This window comes from Pseudoalteromonas sp. SR45-6, from assembly GCF_014163545.1.
Lineage (GTDB): Bacteria > Pseudomonadota > Gammaproteobacteria > Enterobacterales > Alteromonadaceae > Pseudoalteromonas > Pseudoalteromonas rhizosphaerae.
The window spans coordinates 42,725-60,890 of sequence record NZ_JACJDM010000007.1 but is presented as its reverse complement, the minus strand read 5'-3'; the positions used below and the strand labels follow the sequence as shown (position 1 = coordinate 60,890).

The window sequence follows — 18,166 nt, the reverse complement described above, 5'->3', positions numbered from 1 at the left end:
TTGAGTGACTTTTTTTGAATTAGTAGATATCGCCCCCTATTCGTGGTCGGCAATAGGCAGTGCTGCATTTTGTGGCGCTTTGATTGGTATGGAACGCCAGTTACGAGGCAAACCAGTAGGAATAAGAACCTCAGTACTGATTATATTAGGTACTTATTTGTTTTTAGCCACGGCGTTTATGCTCCATGGTGATGTTATTGACCACTCGCGAGTGGTTGGTCAAATTATTACTGGCATCGGCTTTTTAGGTGCTGGAGTGATGCTCGCTAAAGATGGTGCTGTGGTTGGGGTAACATCGGCGGCAACTATCTGGGTTTTGGCATCTATTGGTGTAGTGATTGCAACCGATAATTTATTGGCAGCTATTAAACTATCCATTTTAGTGGTGGGTATTTTATATGGTGTAGATGTCCTTGAAGCTAAGTTTAAAAGCTTAAGTAAAGGTGTACACGCTAAAGTTAAAAGTTATCACAAACGATACTATCGAAAAGAAATTAACGAGTCAGAACGCCACTAAGAGTGGCGTTTTTATGTTGATAAAGTCATGCTTTGATAGCTCAATGCATCTTCAATAGGAGCAGGGCGACCAATAAAGTAACCTTGCACATTATCAACATTTAATTTTCTTAATGCGTTAAGCTCTGCTTGCGTTTCAATGCCTTCGGCAACAATCGTACAGTCTATTGCTTTAGCAAAGCCACACAGTGCCTTGGCCAGTAAAAACTTCCGATTGTCTTTATTTATATTTTGCGTAAGGCTGATATCTAATTTAATAATGTCGGCTTCTAGTTCTAAAATATGTTGAAACGACGAAAAGCCAGCACCTACATCATCAATAGCCAAACGTAGCCCTTTTTTTCGCAGTGGCGCTAATGCAGCTCGCATTACTGTATAGTCTGATATTGGTGAATGTTCAGTTATTTCTAATACCAACCTTGAACAATCGGCTCCTTGCAGAGTATATTCAAGTGCACCCGAGAGTATATGGGATGGTGAACAATTAATGGCGATATAAGTGGTATCATTAAATTGCGCAATATAGGCGAGGCTGTTTTTTATTGCCAGCATTTCCAGAGATTCATCTAGGCCCACATCTGTTGCCTCTTTAAACCAGAGATCAGGTGTTTTATAAGGTTTGGTAAAAAAGCGTGACAGTGATTCAAAGCCCGCAATTTTATTACTAAATAGATTAAAAATAGGCTGAAAATAAATACTTATATTGTTGCTTGCAATAACCTCTTCAATTGCTAATTTGGTTTGGCCATGCAATGCAGTGTTATGCAGGTTTTTTTCAATTAATCCAGTTGCAATTTCAGAGATTATGTTTAAAAAAGACAAGTCCCGCTCGTTTAAGCTTTCATCATGATGCGATTTGTAACAACAAAATGTACCATATAATTTACCATTTGAAAGATTGATAGGCACACCAATATAAGCGCCTATGTTTAACTTGTCGGTTACTGGCATTATTTGAGTAATTGGATTTGTTTTTGAATTGGTAATAATAGGGCTAAGCTGTTTCTCACTGATTTTATGGCAATATGTTTCATTAATAGGATCGGAATTGCCCACTTTAACCGTTTTATTCGCTGATGGATTATCGACAACTTTGAAAACGCGCTCATCGTTAATAAACTCTGAAATAAAAGCAACATCCATATTTAAATGTTTGCGCACCAATCCCAGCAAATTTGTCAATTTAGCATCGATTGTTGAATTATCTTTTTGATCCAAAAGCACATCGCTAAAATTTGCCGTCATGGCGCCTCCATGTAATTTTTAGCACTTTTAATGCTATTACTATAATTTATATAGATATAAACGTCTAATTAGCGTTTGATTTTATTTGCTGCTTAGTTCGGTTTTCTCTATCTATGATCGAGGGACTAGCTCGTTTAAAGATTTACAGTCCAGCGCGATTAAATCGGTTGTTAGTGGCCTAGCAAGTCCGGCATCTAGATGGTCCTTGTCGTACGCTTATCGTAATAATAAGAGTAAGCCTATGCTTTTGTTATTTTAGCGTTTGAGTAGGTATACTAATTGGGGAAGTTAAGATTTGTAAAAAATATTAATCTGACTACGCTAATAACCAGTGATTATTTATTTAGGTGTTGTTTAATGGAATCGAGTTGGCAAATAATACAGTGGAATGGGCCGAAAAGAATTGCATTACTGCTGTTTGCTTTCTTTTTTACAATACCGGTAGTGGCCCAACCAAGCTATCGTGTTGTGATATTAGTCGATGATAGTTATCCCCCATATTCTTACCTTAAAGACGGTGAGTTAGTGGGCTTATATGTTGATGTAGTTCGTCAAGCTGCCGATTTGGTCAGTGAAAAATATATTATAGAGTTGCAACCAGTACCTTGGAAGCGCGGTGTTGACGCACTTAGACGAGGAGAGGACTTTGCCTTACTACCTCCTTATAAAAATGTGCAAGGGCGCAGTTTTATTTGGCCTTACTCAGAGCCGCTGCATGAAGAAGTAATACAAGCTTTTTGTAATCCAAACTCAAGCTTACTCAAGATTGAAAACACAGAATATCCATTAAAGCCGATTAATGTTGGTATCAATGCAGGGTATCTCTTATTCGATCAAGCATTGAACACTGCCCTGGAGCAAAACAAAATAAAAATATGGGAAAACAAAGATACATTATCAAATATTTTGAAGCTGGCTAAAAATAGAATCGACTGTTATATCAATGACAAGTGGGCCATCTTATCAGGTATTAAAGCACTTAAGCAAAGCCATCCATTTGTTGATTTGAGTCAACTTCAGCAAGACAGAATTATTTTCAAGCGAACTGCTCACATTGGTTATTTGAAAGCGCCATCAGAAAAATTTCCATTTAAGGATGACTTTATTAAAGAAATGGACGCAGCATTAAAGTTAGTATTTGAAAGGCGTACTCAAATCGACAGCGATGGTAAATGATGCGCGTTAAACGTCGATACTCATGTTTAACCCGCACTGTATATTTTGCTATCTAAAAGGTTTAACTGTTTAAAAATAACACCCCGCAACTTATTAACCAAATAACTTTCTTCTAACCACTTTTCGATACTCGCTAGGCGTTTGCGAGAGCACTTTCTTAAACACGCGGGTTAAATGACCTTGATCATTGTAACCCACCTCTAAAGCAACCTCCTGAATTGATAAGTTAGATGATGCAAGTAGCTCTTTGGCTGTTTGTACGCGTAATTGCTGCCAATATTCAATGGGGCTTTGGTTGGTCGCAATGCGAAAACGGCGGGTAAAAGAGCGGTAACTCAAACTAAATAGTTGAGCGACCTCTGTTAAACTTTGTTCTGTGGTTAAGTTGTTTTTTAACCAAAATTGAATTTGCGCGATGAGTTCATCTGGATGCCGATCAACGGCGCCTTCAAGGTAGCGCTGATCTTCGTAAGGTTTCCTAATTTCGTGAGAAAAGTTGCGCTCAACATGCTGAGCGGCGGCCTGTCCGTAGTATTGGCTAATAATATGCACGATCACATCTGCTAAGGCATTTAGACTTGCCACACTGTATAAGCGCTCAGATTGAGTGATAAAAAAATCAGGCTTGAGCAGTACTTGTGGGTAGTCGCGTTTAAATTGTTCTGCATAATGCCAATGAGTGGTAGCGGGGTGACCATTTAATAACTTAGCTTCAGCGACTAAGCAATTGCCAGTACCCACGCCAATGATTGAGCTACCCGTTTGCCAGCTGCTGGCAAGCCACTGAACTAACCCAGAGTTTGCTCTGACAACAGGGCGAGGATTGCGCCAAATACCGGGCACAATAATCAAGTCACTGTAAGGTGCTGTGCCGTAGGTGTGATCCGGTAATATTGCTAAGCCGCTGCGATTTTTGATAGGTTCGCTGTCCTCAGCGATTAAATTAATCGTTAATGGCCGAAAAGTTCCGCTGTTTATATGCCCTTTGGCGTACGCCTCACCGGCTCTGAGCATTTCAATTGGCAAGGTGACACTGGTGATCAATAAGTGCTGGTATACCAAAATACTTATTTGCAAAGGGCTAAGTACCAAGTTGTTGTCCATTTAATTGCTCCGACCAGTTTGATTTGGCCTCATAGGCTCATTATTTGGCTATTTAAGCACAATGTTGATAATTAAATCCATCTAAACTGCAAGCTTCTCCTATAACACGTTTTCTCAAGGTAAATTATGACAGCATTACCCGTTATTATCGGCATGGGTGGAATTAACGCCGCAGGCCGTACTTCTTTTCATCAAGGTTATCGTCGTATCGTGTTAAATAACTTAGATACTCAAGCCCGGCAAGAAACATTTTTAGGCCTCGCCACGTTAATGAATTTAGTGAGTCTTGTGAATGGGCAACTGCAAGATTTAAAAGGCAATACTGTTGAGCAAAGCGACATAGAAGCACGCTTTGGTGAGCAAATTATTGCCGGTACGTTAATTCGCAAAATTGAAAAAGAGCATTTTGATGTCGATGCAACACCATGGCAGCAAAAAATGACGTTAACCGCGTCAGATGAAAGCGCCATTGTGTTTGAAACACGTCGTCGAGATTTACCTTCGCCGGTCCCTACAAGTTGGCAAGTAGAAGAGCTTGAAAATAAAAAAGTAAAAGTAACCATTGCGGCTCAGTTTGATATTAAACATGATTCTACTCGCGATAATCCGATTAAATCGGCTGGGCAACTACCAACAGGGTTTGATCCATCTATTATGTACAACAGTCGCTACCAGCCACGTGGTTTACAAGCCACTATTTTTGCTGCTACTGACGCGATTAAATCAACCGGACTTGATTGGCAACACATTATGAATAGTGTTGAGCCTGATAAAATTGGCACTTATTCAGCGTCGGTTATTGGTCAAATGGATGACAAGGGCTTAGGTGGTTTAGTAAAAGCGCGCCAGCAAGGTGATCGCGTCAGCACCAAGCAGTTAGCGCTTGGCTTAAATACAATGTCGACCGATTTTATTAATGCCTATGTGACGGGCAATGTAGGCACTACGTTTTCAACTTCAGGCGCGTGTGCAACATTTTTATATAACTTGCGCGCTGCAGTAAACGATATACAAGCAGGGCGTACACGTGTTGCTATTGTGGCAAGTGTTGAATGCGCAATTACCCCTGAAGTTGTTGAAGGCTTTGGTAATATGAGTGCGCTGGCGAATATTGAAGGTTTACGACGCTTGGATAACTTAAGCAATGATGATGAGCCTGATTATCGTAAAAGTAGCCGCCCATTTGGCGAAAATTGTGGCTTTACTTTAGGTGAAGGCGCACAAGTAGCGATTCTAATGGATGATGCGTTAGCACTGGAGTTGGGGGCAGACATTCTAGGCTGCGTGCCTGATGTATTTGTAAATGCTGATGGCGTTAAAAAATCAATTACATCACCGGGACCGGGTAATTATATAACCATGGCGAAGTCGGCGGCATTAGCCACGAGCTTATTAGGTAAAGAAGCATTACAACAACGTAGCTTTATTTTAGCGCATGGTTCAAGCACACCGCAAAACCGCGTAACAGAGTCATTAATTTATCATAAGGTGGCACAAACGTTTGCCATTGATAATTGGAAAGTAGCAGCACCAAAAGCGTATGTAGGGCACACAATTGCGCCAGCTAGTGGCGACCAATTAGCGATGGCGCTGGGTGTATTTGCACATAATATTATGCCGGGTATTACCACCATAGATAAAGTGGCCAAGGATGTGCATAACCAGTATTTAGATATTCGTACTGAGCATTATCAATGCGAAGACATGGATATTGCTTTTATTAATTCAAAAGGCTTTGGCGGAAATAATGCCACCGCCACTGTTTTGTCACCCATGGTGACCATGAAAATGTTAGCAAAACGCCATGGTAGTGCGGTGATGGATGCATATGCATTGAGCAATCAAACCGTTACAGCTGCTCAGACTAATTATCAGCAACAAGCTGACTTAGGACAATATGAGCTAATCTATCGCTTTGGTGATGGCATGATTGATGAAGATGAAATTGTCATTTCTGATACCGACATGCATATTCCCGGTTTTGATAAAGCCATTGCATTTAGTAAAACGAATCCTTATCAAGATATGTTTTAAGCACATTATTCTTGAGTGGCAAGGCGCTTTTATAGCGCCTTTTTTAATGCGTGAAAATTAGCCCTATAAAATTTTTAAATTGTCATTGGCTGCATTTTTTTGTTGAATCACCGCAGTTTACGCGATCTGTCATTTATCCTTGTTATAATTTCAAGCTATTAAAGAGGCCAACGTTTGAGAGTCCTATGATCGCCAGTTTATTATTGTTAAGTGCCAGTGTTACATTAGATAGCCATTTACCGCCATTGTTGCCATGGCAAGGTCAAAGTTTGGCACTGATACAACAAAAAGGCCCATTAACCACTGATTTCGAACTAAGCGAAGGGCTAAAGTCACCAAATTATCAGCAAACTATGGCCTTTGTAGATCGTCTTGTTGCAGCAAACCCTACCCAATTCCAAGTGCAAACTATTGCACATAGTGCCAGTGGCCGTGCGATCAACATGATGGTAGCAAGCGAAGATGGTGCATTTACACCTTCGCAGTTAATGCAAAACGCCAAGCCGACTATTTTTATTCAAGCGGGAATTCATGCCGGCGAAATTGACGGTAAAGATGCGATGTTTATGTTGCTACGCGATATTGCAACCGGTAAACGTCGAGATATTTTAAGCCAAGTGAACATCTTATTTATTCCTATTTTAAATGTTGATGGCCATGAGCGTAGTAGTCAGTTTAATCGCATAAACCAGCGTGGGCCAGTTGAAATGGGCTTTAGAACCAATGCTAATAATTTAAATTTAAATCGTGATTTCACCAAACTAGATACGCCGGAAGTACGTGGTGTATTAAAGGTGATCAAGCAGTTTAACCCAGATTTATATATCGATGTGCATGTGACTGACGGTGCAGATTATCAATACGATGTAACTTACGGGTACAACCCCGTATTTGCCAGTGAATCGCCAAGTGTGTCAGATGCGCTCAATAATTATTTTAAACCTATCATCGACACAAAATTACAAGAGCAAGGCCATATACCTGGGCCGCTGGTATTTGTAATGGATAAGCGCGAGTTTAAAAAAGGCTTAGCGGGCTGGGTTGCCACGCCTCGTTATTCGAATGGTTGGGGGGATTTAAGATCGTTACCCACAATTCTTGTCGAAAATCATTCATTAAAACCGTATAAACAACGTGTACTTGGCACCTATGTATTTTTAGATGGGGCTATTTCAGCATTGGCGCAACATCATCATCAATTAACCGAAGCGGTTGAAAAAGAACGAGCTTTTGTGCCAAGCCAGCTTATTGTTGAACGCAGTTATGCAAAAGAGCCAAACACTATCGCATTTGCAGGGATCAAATATTCGCGCAGTAAAAGCGCCTTGAGTGGCCAGATGGAAGTAAAGTATTTAGGCGAAAAACAGCACTATGATGCGTTGCCTATTTACTGGCAGAAGGACGCAAAAACCGTGATCACCGTACCAAGTACATTTTATATTCCACCTGCGTATCCAGACATTGTCGAAAAACTCAAATTACATGGTATTACAGTAGAAAACGTGAGCAGTGATGAGCTGGTAACTAATTTAAAAGTCGCGGTAGTAACAAAGCATGAATTTGATAAAGCGCCGTTTGAAGGACGCTTTCGAGTAAACGCAGATTTTGATTTTGTCGATGTACCAGAAAAGTCTTTGACCGGTTGGTCTAAAGTTGAAACTGCTCAACCTTTCGGTGAGTTAGTTGCCCATCTTTTACACCCCAAAGCACCGGATTCATTTTTTGCGTGGGGTGAGTTTAATACGATTTTTCAACGTACTGAGTACATGGAAAACTATGCATTAGCGCCATATGCTCGCCATATGCTCAAAGATAAACCGGCACTTGCACTTGAGTTTGATAAAAAAATTCGTGAGGATGCCGCTTTTGCTAAAGATGCACAAGCCCGATTAAACTGGCTCTATGAGCATACGCCATTTTATGATCAAGCTTATTTAAAGTATCCTGTGCTGATGACATTTGACACTAAACCGCAAATAAAGAATTAACATATGGAAATAATTACCGTACCGGTGACCGCTTTTGCACAAAATTGCCGAGTGGTTATTTGTAAACAAACACGCCACGCAGCGGTTATCGACCCAGGTGGCGACGCTGATAAAATCATTACTGAGCTTGCCAAGCATCAGTTAAGCTTGCAGTGTATTTTACTCACCCATGGTCATCTTGATCATGTCGGTGCGGCAAAAGTACTTGCTGAGCATTTTTCTGTTGATATTGTCGGGCCACAAAAAGACGAATTGTTTTGGTTTGATGCATTACCTATGCAAGCGCAAATGTTTGGCTTTGCACCAATTGCGCCTTTTCATCCTCAGCATTGGTTAAGTCATGGTGATACGTTTACATTGGGTCAATTGCGATTTGACATTCGTCATTGTCCGGGCCACACGCCTGGGCATATTGTATTTTATGAAGCAACACATCAGTTAGTGATAGTGGGTGATGTTATTTTTAAAGGCTCAGTAGGGCGTACAGACTTCCCTAAAGGGGATGCCCAGCAGTTACTTGACTCGATTAAAAATCAAATTTTGACACTGCCTGATGAAACGCGAATTCTATCTGGGCATGGACCTGACACTAAAGTGCTGACTGAGCGCATATCGAATCCATTTATAAGTGGTAAATTTGGTTAGTTGCGCATAATAAATGCATAAAAGTACAAGACTCAACCTATAAACCAATGTATAATTTAACCAATTTAGTAAAATAAATAAGAAATAAAATGTCTCTAAATCATGTTGACCGCCAAATTTTGGCACTGTTACAGCAAGATGCAAGTCTTTCGACCGCTGATATTGCTGATAAAGTCGGTTTATCTCAATCACCTTGTTGGCGTCGTATTGCTAAGCTTGAGCAAGATGGTTACATCAAAGGCAAAGTTGCCTTATTGGATGAGAAAAAGCTCGGCTTTGATATGCTAGTGTACGCTCATGTTCGTTTATCAAATCATGGCCGTACAAATTTAGCTGAGTTTGAACGACTTATCCTAAGTTATGATGAAGTAACAGAATGTTACAGTATGGCTGGCACTATGGACTTTATGTTGCGGATCATTTCTAAAGGCATTGAAGGCTATGAACAGTTTGTTCGTGATAATTTATTGAATCTTGAATTTGTTCAAGAAGTTCACTCAAACGTCACTATGACTTGTGTCAAACGCAGTACATCGCTGCCACTTTAATCGTATCTAATCATGCTAGCGCTATAAAGGCGTTAGCTTGTTCCTCTTACTGCAATTGTTAACCTTAGCTTAATTTGTTAGAATTCAGCGCTTTTTTGATCCCACACCCCGAAGAGGAATTCAATGTTTAACTTATTAAGCAAGGCGCCGAGCTCTGCTAAAAACGATATCTTATCAGGTATAACGGTTGCCCTAGCGCTCGTTCCTGAAGCTGTTGCATTTGCGTTTGTTGCAAATGTAGAGCCTTTAGTTGGTTTATATGCAGCATTTATTGTTGGCTTGATCACCGCTATTTTTGGCGGCCGCCCAGGTATGATCTCCGGTGCAACCGGTGCACTTGCCGTTGTTATGGTAAGTTTAGTGCTAGATCATGGGGTTGAGTATCTCTTCGCGACTGTATTACTGATGGGGATACTGCAAATACTAGCAGGGGTGTTTAAGCTCGGTAAGTTTATTCGTATGGTTCCGCATCCGGTGATGCTCGGGTTTGTAAATGGTTTAGCGATTGTCATCTTCTTAGCGCAACTAGGGCAATTTAAGGTGTCCGATGGTCAAGGTGGCATGCAGTGGATGACCGGCACGCCGATGATGATCATGCTAGGATTAGTCGCCTTAACGATGGCTATTATTCACTTTTTGCCAAAGTTGACTACAGCTGTGCCATCAACATTAGTCGCTATTGTTACTGTAACCGCCATTGTTATCGGATTTGATTTAGAAGCGCGTACAGTACTTGATTTCTTAAAAGATATGACCGGTGACAGTGCGGCAACTATTGCTGGTGGTTTACCACAATTTCACATTCCAATGGTGCCATTTACCTTTGAAACACTGAAAATTATTTTACCTTATGCGCTTATTTTAGCGGCAATTGGTTTGATTGAATCATTATTAACCCTTAGCCTGATTGATGAAATCACAGAAACCCGTGGTCACAGCAATAAAGAATGCATTGGTCAAGGCGCTGCAAACGTTACCTGTGGTTTCTTTGGTGCGATGGGAGGCTGCGCGATGATTGGTCAATCAATGATCAACATTAACTCAGGTGGTCGTTCGCGTCTATCTGGTATTACAGCAGCATTAATGCTCCTAGCATTCATTATTTTTGCCGCCAGTTTGATTGAAATGGTGCCGCTGGCAGCATTGGTTGGCGTGATGTTTATGGTGGTATTAGGCACCTTTGAATGGGCGAGTTTCAAAATGATGAAACGCGTCCCAAAATCAGATGCTTTTGTCATTGTATTAGTATCGGGTGTAACGGTGATAACTGACTTAGCAATTGCAGTATGTGTGGGTGTGATTGTGTCAGCCTTAGTATTTGCATGGCAACATGCTAAACATATTTTTACTACAAACTACATTGATGAAGAAGGTTCTAAAGTCTACGAACTACACGGCCCATTATTTTTTGGCTCAGTGAAAAAGTTCGCGGAGTTGTTTGATGTTAAAAATGACCCTAAAGACGTTATCATCGAATTTAAATACAGCCGAGTGGCAGATCACAGTGCCATTGAAGCAATTGATACTTTAGCTGATAAATACACCAAGGCAGGTAAGCAGTTGCATTTACGCCACTTGAGCCCAGACTGTATACAGTTATTACATAAAGCGCGCGACTTAGTAGAAGTTAATGTAATAGAAGATCCAACTTATAAAGTTGCTTCAGACAAGCTTGCTTAAACGAGACGTTTGATAAAAAAGCGAAGGCACTGCCTTCGCTTTTTTATTGCTATCGAACAAATCATTGGCTGAAACCGTAGATGACATTAAAATTTATTTAAGTCACATAAAAACCAGTGCTCGGTGAGTCAATTATTGAGACTAAGCTCGACTAGTGCAGCTAGTGCCTGTATAATTCGCGGCCTCTTTATACCGTCTTATTGCCTGTATTAACTTTTCCTTATTCAGCGAACAGTGTACTTGTCAGTATTTGCTTAGGAAATTCATTTTGATCTCTACCGCTAATATCACCATGCAGTTTGGTGCCGAACCCTTGTTCGAAAATATCTCCGCTAAATTTAGTAACGGTAATCGTTATGGCTTAATTGGCGCCAATGGATGCGGTAAGTCAACCTTCATGAAAATCCTCAATGGCTCATTAGTGCCAACATCAGGTAACGTATCAATTGGCCCAGGACTGAAAGTCGGTAACTTAAGCCAAGATCAGTTTGCATTTGAGCAATACTCAGTGGTTGATACTGTGATCATGGGTGACGTTGCATTATGGAAAATAAAGCAAGAACGTGAACGTATTTATTCACTGCCAGAAATGAGTGAAGAAGATGGTATGAAAGTCGCTGAGCTTGAAAGCGTTTTTGCTGAAATGGATGGTTACAGTGCAGAAAGCCGCGCGGGTGATATTTTATTAAAAGCGGGTATTGAAGAAGAATTTCATTTTGGTCTAATGTCACAAGTAGCCCCAGGCTGGAAGCTGCGCGTCTTACTTGCGCAAGCCTTGTTTGCTAACCCTGATATTTTATTACTGGATGAGCCAACCAATAACTTGGATATTCATACCATTAGCTGGTTAGAGCACGAACTTAACCAGCGTAAATGTACCATGATCATTATTTCTCATGACCGCTATTTTCTTAATGCGGTATGTACTCATATGGCTGATATTGATTACGGTGAGCTGCGTATTTACCCAGGTAACTACGAAAAATACATTGAAGCATCAACACTTATTCGTGATCAATTACTTGCTGGTAATGCTAAAAAGCAATCTGAAATTGAAGAGTTACAAGATTTCGTTAACCGCTTTGGTGCTAATGCGTCAAAAGCAAAACAAGCGAGTTCACGTGCTAAACGCATGGATAAAATCAGCTTAGATGAAGTGAAGTCGTCAAGCCGAATGGCGCCGTCATTGTATTTTGATGAAGGTAAAAAGATGCACCGCCAAGCATTGATCTTAGAAGACTTTGGCCATGGTTTTGACGGTGAAGTATTGTTTGAAGGCGGCGAGCTGATTTTAGAAGCGGGTTCAAAACTTGCGATTATTGGTGAAAACGGTGTTGGTAAATCAACCTTTATTCGCTGTTTAGTGGGTGAACTTGAAGCTAATCACGGTGTTGTAAAATGGTCAGAAAATGCATCGATTGGCTATTGTCCGCAAGATAGTAGTAAAGACTTTGATAACGATTTAACCTTGTTTGATTGGATGTCACAGTGGCGTACAGCCAAGCATAACGATTTAATGGTGCGTGGCATGTTAGGTCGGTTATTGTTTACTGCGGATGATGCGAATAAAAAAGCTAAAAACTGCTCAGGTGGTGAGAAAAATCGCCTATTGTTTGGCAAATTAATGATGCAAGACGTAAATGTTTTGGTGATGGACGAACCGACAAACCACATGGATATGGAAGCCATTGAAGCGCTTAATAATGCATTAAAAGGCTTTGAAGGTACGCTGATTTTTGTCAGCCATGACCGTGAGTTTGTTTCATCATTGGCAACTCGTATTATTGATATTCGTGACAAGGAAGTGGTTAATTTCCACGGCACCTTTAACGAATTTATGGCAAGCCAACAAGAGCAAGCGAAGCTTTTGGCTGCAAAGTAAAGTTTATTGATCTCAGTTTTATTAAATGCATGATCATGCAAGCGAGTTCAAGAGCTCTGTAAATCAATATAATTGGTATTAAGTATCAGAAAACCGGCTGCGGCCGGTTTTTTTATGTCTAAATTATGTAAAATTAAAAAGTTGCTTTGGTGTAGCTTTAAAGCGTCGTAACGTTAGCGCTGATAAAACCGATTTAATTAGTATAATTTTTAAGGTATCTATGTGGTAATTAAAGCTCGTATTACTAAATTAGTGTCGAATCTTGAAAAACTAGCGCTCACCTTGTGTGTGCTATTTGTTAGCGGGGCTCTATTATTTCCTGATATGCTCACCGCGCATATTCAACCACTGATCATTAATGCATTATCAGTGTTGGGTGGACCATTTTTTCTGTTAGTTAATTTTTTATTGATAAGCGTTATTGTGCTGGCTATTAGCCCACTCGGACAACGTAAAATAGGTGGAGAGCATACATCTGTCGAGTTTTCAACTTTTGGTTGGTTGTCAATGTTATTTGCTGCAGGAATGGGATCGGGTTTAATTTTTTGGGGCGTAGCAGAGCCTGCCATGCACGTATTGCAACCGCCATTAAAGCAAAGTCTTTACCCTGATAGACAAGGTGCTGCATTGGCTATTACGTTAGTAAACTGGGGCGCTCATGCATGGGCACTCTACGCAGTATTTGGCTTAGTCTTAGGTGGTTTGAGCCATAACAGTGGCAAAGCGGGAGATATAAGTGCTCCGGTGTTGAGTGTAACAACTTCATTTTTAAGTCGCGCAGGGCAGCTAAAGTGTAAATACGTGATTCAGTTAGTGGCCATTTTAGCTATTTTTTTTGGTGTAGTTGGCACGATTGCAAATTCAACATTATTACTACGAAAAGGGATTGAGCTTGAGCTTGGCATTAACTCGCCTTGGTTAGTTGGTTTGATTATTATTATGTTATTAGCGCTGTTGTTTAGCTTATCTGCGCGCTTAGGATTAAAAAAGGGTATTCAAACACTCAGTCAATTTAATGTTTTTTTAGCATTTGGAGTACTTATTTGGCTCATCATGATGGTACCACTACAACCGATTATAGATGTGGCGATCAGTGGCGTTAAATTTTATAGCCACTTATTAGTGACAGGGACATGGCAATTATCAAGTCAACTAAATGATCCTGCTTGGGCTAATAGTTGGACGTATAATTATTATTTTTGGTGGCTAGCGTGGGGACCTTTTGTTGGGGTTTTTTTAGCTAAAATAAGTCAAGGTCGGCCAGTTTGGCAATACATTGTTGGCGTAGTAATTGTGCCAACTTTCGTTACTTTAATTTGGTTTAGTGTTTTTTCGGGATCTGCTATTGCTTGGGATAGCGGCCATAGTAGTGGCATTATGGCCGCTATTAAAACTGATTATACACAAGGCTTATTTGTATTTTTTAAGCAGTTAGGTTGGCAAGGAGGTGTGCTTATTTGGTCGAGCTTATTATTATTACTGATCTTTGTTGCTACTTCGGCAGATTCTGCAATTTTAGTGATCCGTAATTTAGCGGGGACAAAAAGCAGTCATCGATTTAGTTTGTATGTGTGGTCTTTTACTTTAGCTCTAAGTAGCTGGGTATTGTTATTACAAAATAATGAATTACTTAACCGAAGTATTGCAATTATTGGTGCAGTGCCATTTTTGTTTATTTTTATTTTGCAGCTGATAGGATTTGTAAAAGAGTTTATGAAGGAGTTACAAGTGTAGTTAAACCTATTACTGTTGCTATGCTCGAGCTAGTTTATAGTTTAATTACTTTATTGTTATTCACTTACAGTTTTTTACAGTGTTTTATACTCGTTCGTTTATAGTGAGTATTACAGATACAACCACTAAGCAATACTAATGCTATTAAAAACTGGCTCATTCGAGGTAGTTAAATAATAACTTACGCATTTAAGCAATGGGATATAAAGGATTAAATTTATGTTCAAGCACTTTATTACTGTTTTACTTGTCAGCCAATTACTAAGCGCATGCACTGTAGCGGGTGTATTAGTTGATGGAGTTATTTATTCAAAAGCGGATACAAATTATGATGCTGATTTAGCGCAGGCCCCTGCACATGTATCGCCTCAAGATAATACTTACTTTAGTCATGAACAGACTTTGTCATTTGCGGACTTAGGCATCGAAGTAGATCGTTTTTTAGTGGGGTTAGTGCAAGATAGCTCAGAGCCTACTCTGGTCTGCAAAAGAATAACTAAATCAATACAACAATGTGAGGAAGTAACGACTGACAACCTCACAGTAGAGGATACAATTAACGCTGAAGATACACTTGATGAAATGATAAGTGTTCGTCGATAAAGCTGCTGATAAAAAAGTAACTATGATCGTAGCCTGCGTGCATATTCAACGTTAGCGGGTAATTAACTTGCTTTGCTACTGCAGTTAGGTTGTCTGGTTTTAGTTGCTCGACTAAAAAATTATCGGCATCACCTTGGTCAATACGCATTGGTAAAAATTCGTTACTGTGTGCCTTTTTCATTAGTTCACAGCTATCGTAATTGGCCCATTGTGATTGATCATCTCCTAAGTACTGACTAAACGCTTTTTGCCCCCAAGGACAGTCAATAGGGTTAGTGATTGGGCTAAAAGCAGAAACACTGGTGTAACTTTTTGGATTGCGCAATGCAATCATCAACGCACCGTGCCCCCCCATAGAATGCCCGCTAATCGCTTTTTTATCAGTCACGGGAAAGTGCTGTTCAATTAGCCAAGGCAATTCATTTACCACATAATCATACATATTATAGTGCGTGTTATAGGGGGCTTGGGTGGCGTTTAAATAAAACCCTGCGCCTTGGCCAAAATCATAACTGTCTTGGTCTGGCACAGTGTCGCCACGAGGACTGGTATCAGGTGCAACGATAGCAATACCAAGCGCTGCCGCTTTTTTAAATGCACCTGCTTTTTGCATAAAATTTTCATCCGTACAGGTTAAGCCTGATAACCAATACAGTACCGGTACTTTATTAGTTTGGCTGGCACCGGGTGGCAAGAAAATAGCAAACCGCATTGGGCAATGGGTGCTTGTAGATGTATGGCTGTATTGCTTGTGCCAGCCACCGCTAACTTTTGTGGCGCTTAAATTATCTAACATAGATTCCTCGCTAAAATACCACATAGCTTACACGCTATGCGGTATCTGTATTTTTAATATTAGTAGTGGATCACAGTACGAATACTTTTGCCTTCATGCATTAAATCAAACGCGTCGTTTATGTCTTCAAGACCCATGGTATGAGTGATAAAGTCATTTAATGCAAATTCGCCAGCCATGTAACGTTCAACAATCTCAGGTAGTTGTGAACGACCTTTAACCCCACCAAATGCGCTACCACGCCAGACACGGCCAGTGACTAGCTGGAATGGGCGAGTTGAAATTTCTTGTCCTGCACCAGCAACACCAATGATCACCGATTCCCCCCAACCTTTATGACAACATTCAAGGGCTGAGCGCATGACATCAACATTACCTATACACTCAAATGAGAAATCAACGCCACCATCGGTCATCTCGACAATAACTTCTTGAATAGGCTTGTCGAAATCTTTTGGATTGATCAAGTCTGTGGCACCTAATTTAGTGGCTAGATCAAACTTAGACGTGTTGATATCAATACCGATAATACGCGAGGCACCAGCCATTTTCGCGCCGATAATTGCTGACAAACCTATACCACCTAAACCAAAGATAGCAACGGTATCGCCTGCTTGAACTTTTGCAGTGTTTGTGACCGCGCCCATACCAGTTGTAACACCACAGCCTAGTAAGCAAATTTCTTCAAGTGATGCTGCTTTGTTTACTTTAGCCAGTGAGATCTCTGGCAGTACCGTATATTCAGAAAAGGTTGATGTGCCCATGTAGTGATAAATTGGTTGGCCATCTTTGAAAAAGCGAGTCGTGCCGTCTGGCATTAAGCCTTTACCTTGCGTTTCACGTACAGCGGAACACAAGTTTGTTTTGCCTGAAGTACACATTTTACATACACCGCATTCTGCAGTATATAAAGGAATAACATGATCGCCTACAGCAACACTGGTTACGTCTTCGCCGATAGCATAAACAACACCGGCGCCTTCATGCCCTAAAATGGCTGGGAAAATCCCTTCAGGATCGGCACCTGATAATGTAAATGCATCGGTGTGACATACGCCCGTAGCAGTAATTTTTACCATTACTTCGCCTTTTTTAGGCATCATTACATCCACTTCTTCTACAGATAGTGGTTGATTTGGACCCCAAGCAATTGCGGCTTTTGATTTTATAAATTCAGACATAGTAACTCTCTTGCTGGTTAAATACGAAGATGACTTGAAAACAATAACGCTATTTTATTTGTTTCTCAAACAATGTTAATCTTCATTTTAATAAAACACTTTTACAGTATGGTAATAATGAGTCGTTGGTTAGGCATAGACGAATTTATCGCAGTCGGTGAAGAAGGCAGCTTTACCCGCGCTGCAACCGCATTAGGGGTATCCGTTGCACACATAAGCCGCCATGTAACGCAATTAGAGCAGCGCTTAAATACCCAATTATTAACGCGTACTACCCGTAAAGTTGTACTGACTAAAGAAGGCGAAGTCTTTTTACATCAAACAAAACATTTACAGCATGCAATGGACGACGCCACCGCGTTATTAGCACAACAGCAAAATGCTCCTAAAGGTAAAATTAAACTCACAGCTCCGGTTATGTATGGCGAAAGCTTCGTGATGCCAGCAGTGCATACTTTTATGCAACTGCACCCTGATGTAGAAGTGGTGATGGCGCTGAGCAATGAACAAGAAAATTTACTTGAGGGCGGCTTTGACTTAGCTATTCGCCTTGGTCATTTAAAAGACTCTAGCTTAAAAGCACGACGTTTAAGTGCACGTCATTTTGTAATTTGCTGCTCAAAAGCCTATTTAGCCCGTTTTGGCGAACCTCACACATTAGCTGAATTACAGCACCATCAATGCTTAGTCGGCAACAGCAGTTATTGGCGGGTGTGCGAGCAAGGGCGTGATAAACATATCAAAATTGCGGGGCGGTTACAGTGTAATAGTGGCTGGGCGTTAGCTGATGCAGCTAAAAAGGGTCTTGGCATCATACAAGTGCCAAACTACTACATTGAGAGTGATTTAGCCACGGGTGATTTAGTGCCTATTTTAACCAATAATCAGCCAAAACCAGAAGGTGTATGGGGAGTGTATCCTCCGCGACAATTTGTTGCGACCAATGTCAGAGCATTACTCGATCACCTTATTAAATCTCTAAACTAAAAGTTTAAATAAAGCGGCTTAATTTTGATACAGCAGTTGATTTGTCA

General features: G+C 40.5%; 15 protein-coding genes. 11 read left to right on the top strand and 4 right to left on the bottom strand.

Going from position 1 to position 18,166, the window contains the following annotated elements:
* Positions 1-4: 4 nt before the first annotated feature.
* Positions 5-517 (top strand): MgtC/SapB family protein, encoded by a 513-nt coding sequence (locus H5158_RS05305; protein WP_145233140.1) that lies wholly within the window; start codon positions 5-7, stop codon positions 515-517.
* An 11-nt stretch (positions 518-528) separates the two neighbouring features.
* Here the strand turns inward: H5158_RS05305 and H5158_RS05300 are convergent, their stop codons facing one another.
* Entirely contained in the window at positions 529-1,761 is a 1,233-nt protein-coding gene (locus tag H5158_RS05300) for an EAL domain-containing protein (RefSeq protein ID WP_182717416.1), read from the bottom strand.
* Positions 1,762-2,118: 357 nt separating this feature from the next.
* Between H5158_RS05300 and H5158_RS05295 the strand changes: the two genes are divergently transcribed.
* Positions 2,119-2,937, top strand: a complete 819-nt coding sequence (locus H5158_RS05295) for an ABC transporter substrate-binding protein (RefSeq protein WP_182717417.1) — start codon at positions 2,119-2,121, stop codon at positions 2,935-2,937.
* A gap of 93 nt (positions 2,938-3,030) precedes the next feature.
* Here H5158_RS05295 and H5158_RS05290 read toward each other — a convergent pair whose 3' ends face one another.
* Complete coding sequence (locus tag H5158_RS05290) at positions 3,031-4,041, bottom strand: GlxA family transcriptional regulator (RefSeq protein WP_149982524.1); 1,011 nt, start codon at positions 4,039-4,041, stop codon at positions 3,031-3,033.
* Between the two features lie 126 nt (positions 4,042-4,167).
* On the opposite strand from H5158_RS05290, the gene H5158_RS05285 reads away from it, so the two are divergent.
* From H5158_RS05285 to H5158_RS05250, 8 genes are all read left to right on the top strand, one after another.
* Positions 4,168-6,075 carry a beta-ketoacyl synthase gene (locus H5158_RS05285; RefSeq protein ID WP_182739617.1) on the top strand — a complete coding sequence of 636 codons (1,908 nt, stop codon included), beginning with the start codon at positions 4,168-4,170 and terminating at the stop codon, positions 6,073-6,075.
* A 185-nt stretch (positions 6,076-6,260) separates the two neighbouring features.
* Entirely contained in the window at positions 6,261-8,063 is a 1,803-nt protein-coding gene (locus H5158_RS05280; RefSeq protein WP_182739616.1) for a M14 family metallopeptidase, read from the top strand.
* 3 nt (positions 8,064-8,066) lie between these two features.
* Positions 8,067-8,708 carry an MBL fold metallo-hydrolase gene (locus H5158_RS05275; protein ID WP_145233146.1) on the top strand — a complete coding sequence of 214 codons (642 nt, stop codon included), beginning with the start codon at positions 8,067-8,069 and terminating at the stop codon, positions 8,706-8,708.
* Positions 8,709-8,797: 89 nt separating this feature from the next.
* Positions 8,798-9,256 carry an Lrp/AsnC family transcriptional regulator gene (locus tag H5158_RS05270; RefSeq protein WP_016707271.1) on the top strand — a complete coding sequence of 153 codons (459 nt, stop codon included), beginning with the start codon at positions 8,798-8,800 and terminating at the stop codon, positions 9,254-9,256.
* A gap of 123 nt (positions 9,257-9,379) precedes the next feature.
* Positions 9,380-10,936, top strand: a complete 1,557-nt coding sequence (locus H5158_RS05265) for a SulP family inorganic anion transporter (RefSeq protein ID WP_145233147.1) — start codon at positions 9,380-9,382, stop codon at positions 10,934-10,936.
* 268 nt (positions 10,937-11,204) lie between these two features.
* Complete coding sequence (locus tag H5158_RS05260; RefSeq protein WP_145233148.1) at positions 11,205-12,818, top strand: ABC-F family ATPase; 1,614 nt, start codon at positions 11,205-11,207, stop codon at positions 12,816-12,818.
* A gap of 222 nt (positions 12,819-13,040) precedes the next feature.
* Positions 13,041-14,552, top strand: a complete 1,512-nt coding sequence (locus H5158_RS05255; protein WP_246175591.1) for a BCCT family transporter — start codon at positions 13,041-13,043, stop codon at positions 14,550-14,552.
* Between the two features lie 219 nt (positions 14,553-14,771).
* Positions 14,772-15,155, top strand: a complete 384-nt coding sequence (locus H5158_RS05250; protein WP_182739615.1) for a hypothetical protein — start codon at positions 14,772-14,774, stop codon at positions 15,153-15,155.
* On the opposite strand, the gene fghA is transcribed toward H5158_RS05250, so the two are convergent.
* Together fghA and H5158_RS05240 are read right to left on the bottom strand one after the other, a co-directional pair.
* Positions 15,109-15,951: an S-formylglutathione hydrolase gene (gene fghA, locus H5158_RS05245; protein ID WP_182739614.1), complete on the bottom strand. Its 843-nt coding sequence runs from the start codon at positions 15,949-15,951 to the stop codon at positions 15,109-15,111. The genes H5158_RS05250 and fghA overlap by 47 nt on opposite strands.
* A gap of 59 nt (positions 15,952-16,010) precedes the next feature.
* Entirely contained in the window at positions 16,011-17,132 is a 1,122-nt protein-coding gene (locus H5158_RS05240; RefSeq protein WP_182739613.1) for an S-(hydroxymethyl)glutathione dehydrogenase/class III alcohol dehydrogenase, read from the bottom strand.
* Positions 17,133-17,249: 117 nt separating this feature from the next.
* On the opposite strand from H5158_RS05240, the gene H5158_RS05235 reads away from it, so the two are divergent.
* Positions 17,250-18,119, top strand: coding sequence for a LysR family transcriptional regulator (locus H5158_RS05235; protein ID WP_182739612.1), 870 nt, complete (start codon positions 17,250-17,252; stop codon positions 18,117-18,119).
* Positions 18,120-18,166 lie beyond the last annotated feature (47 nt).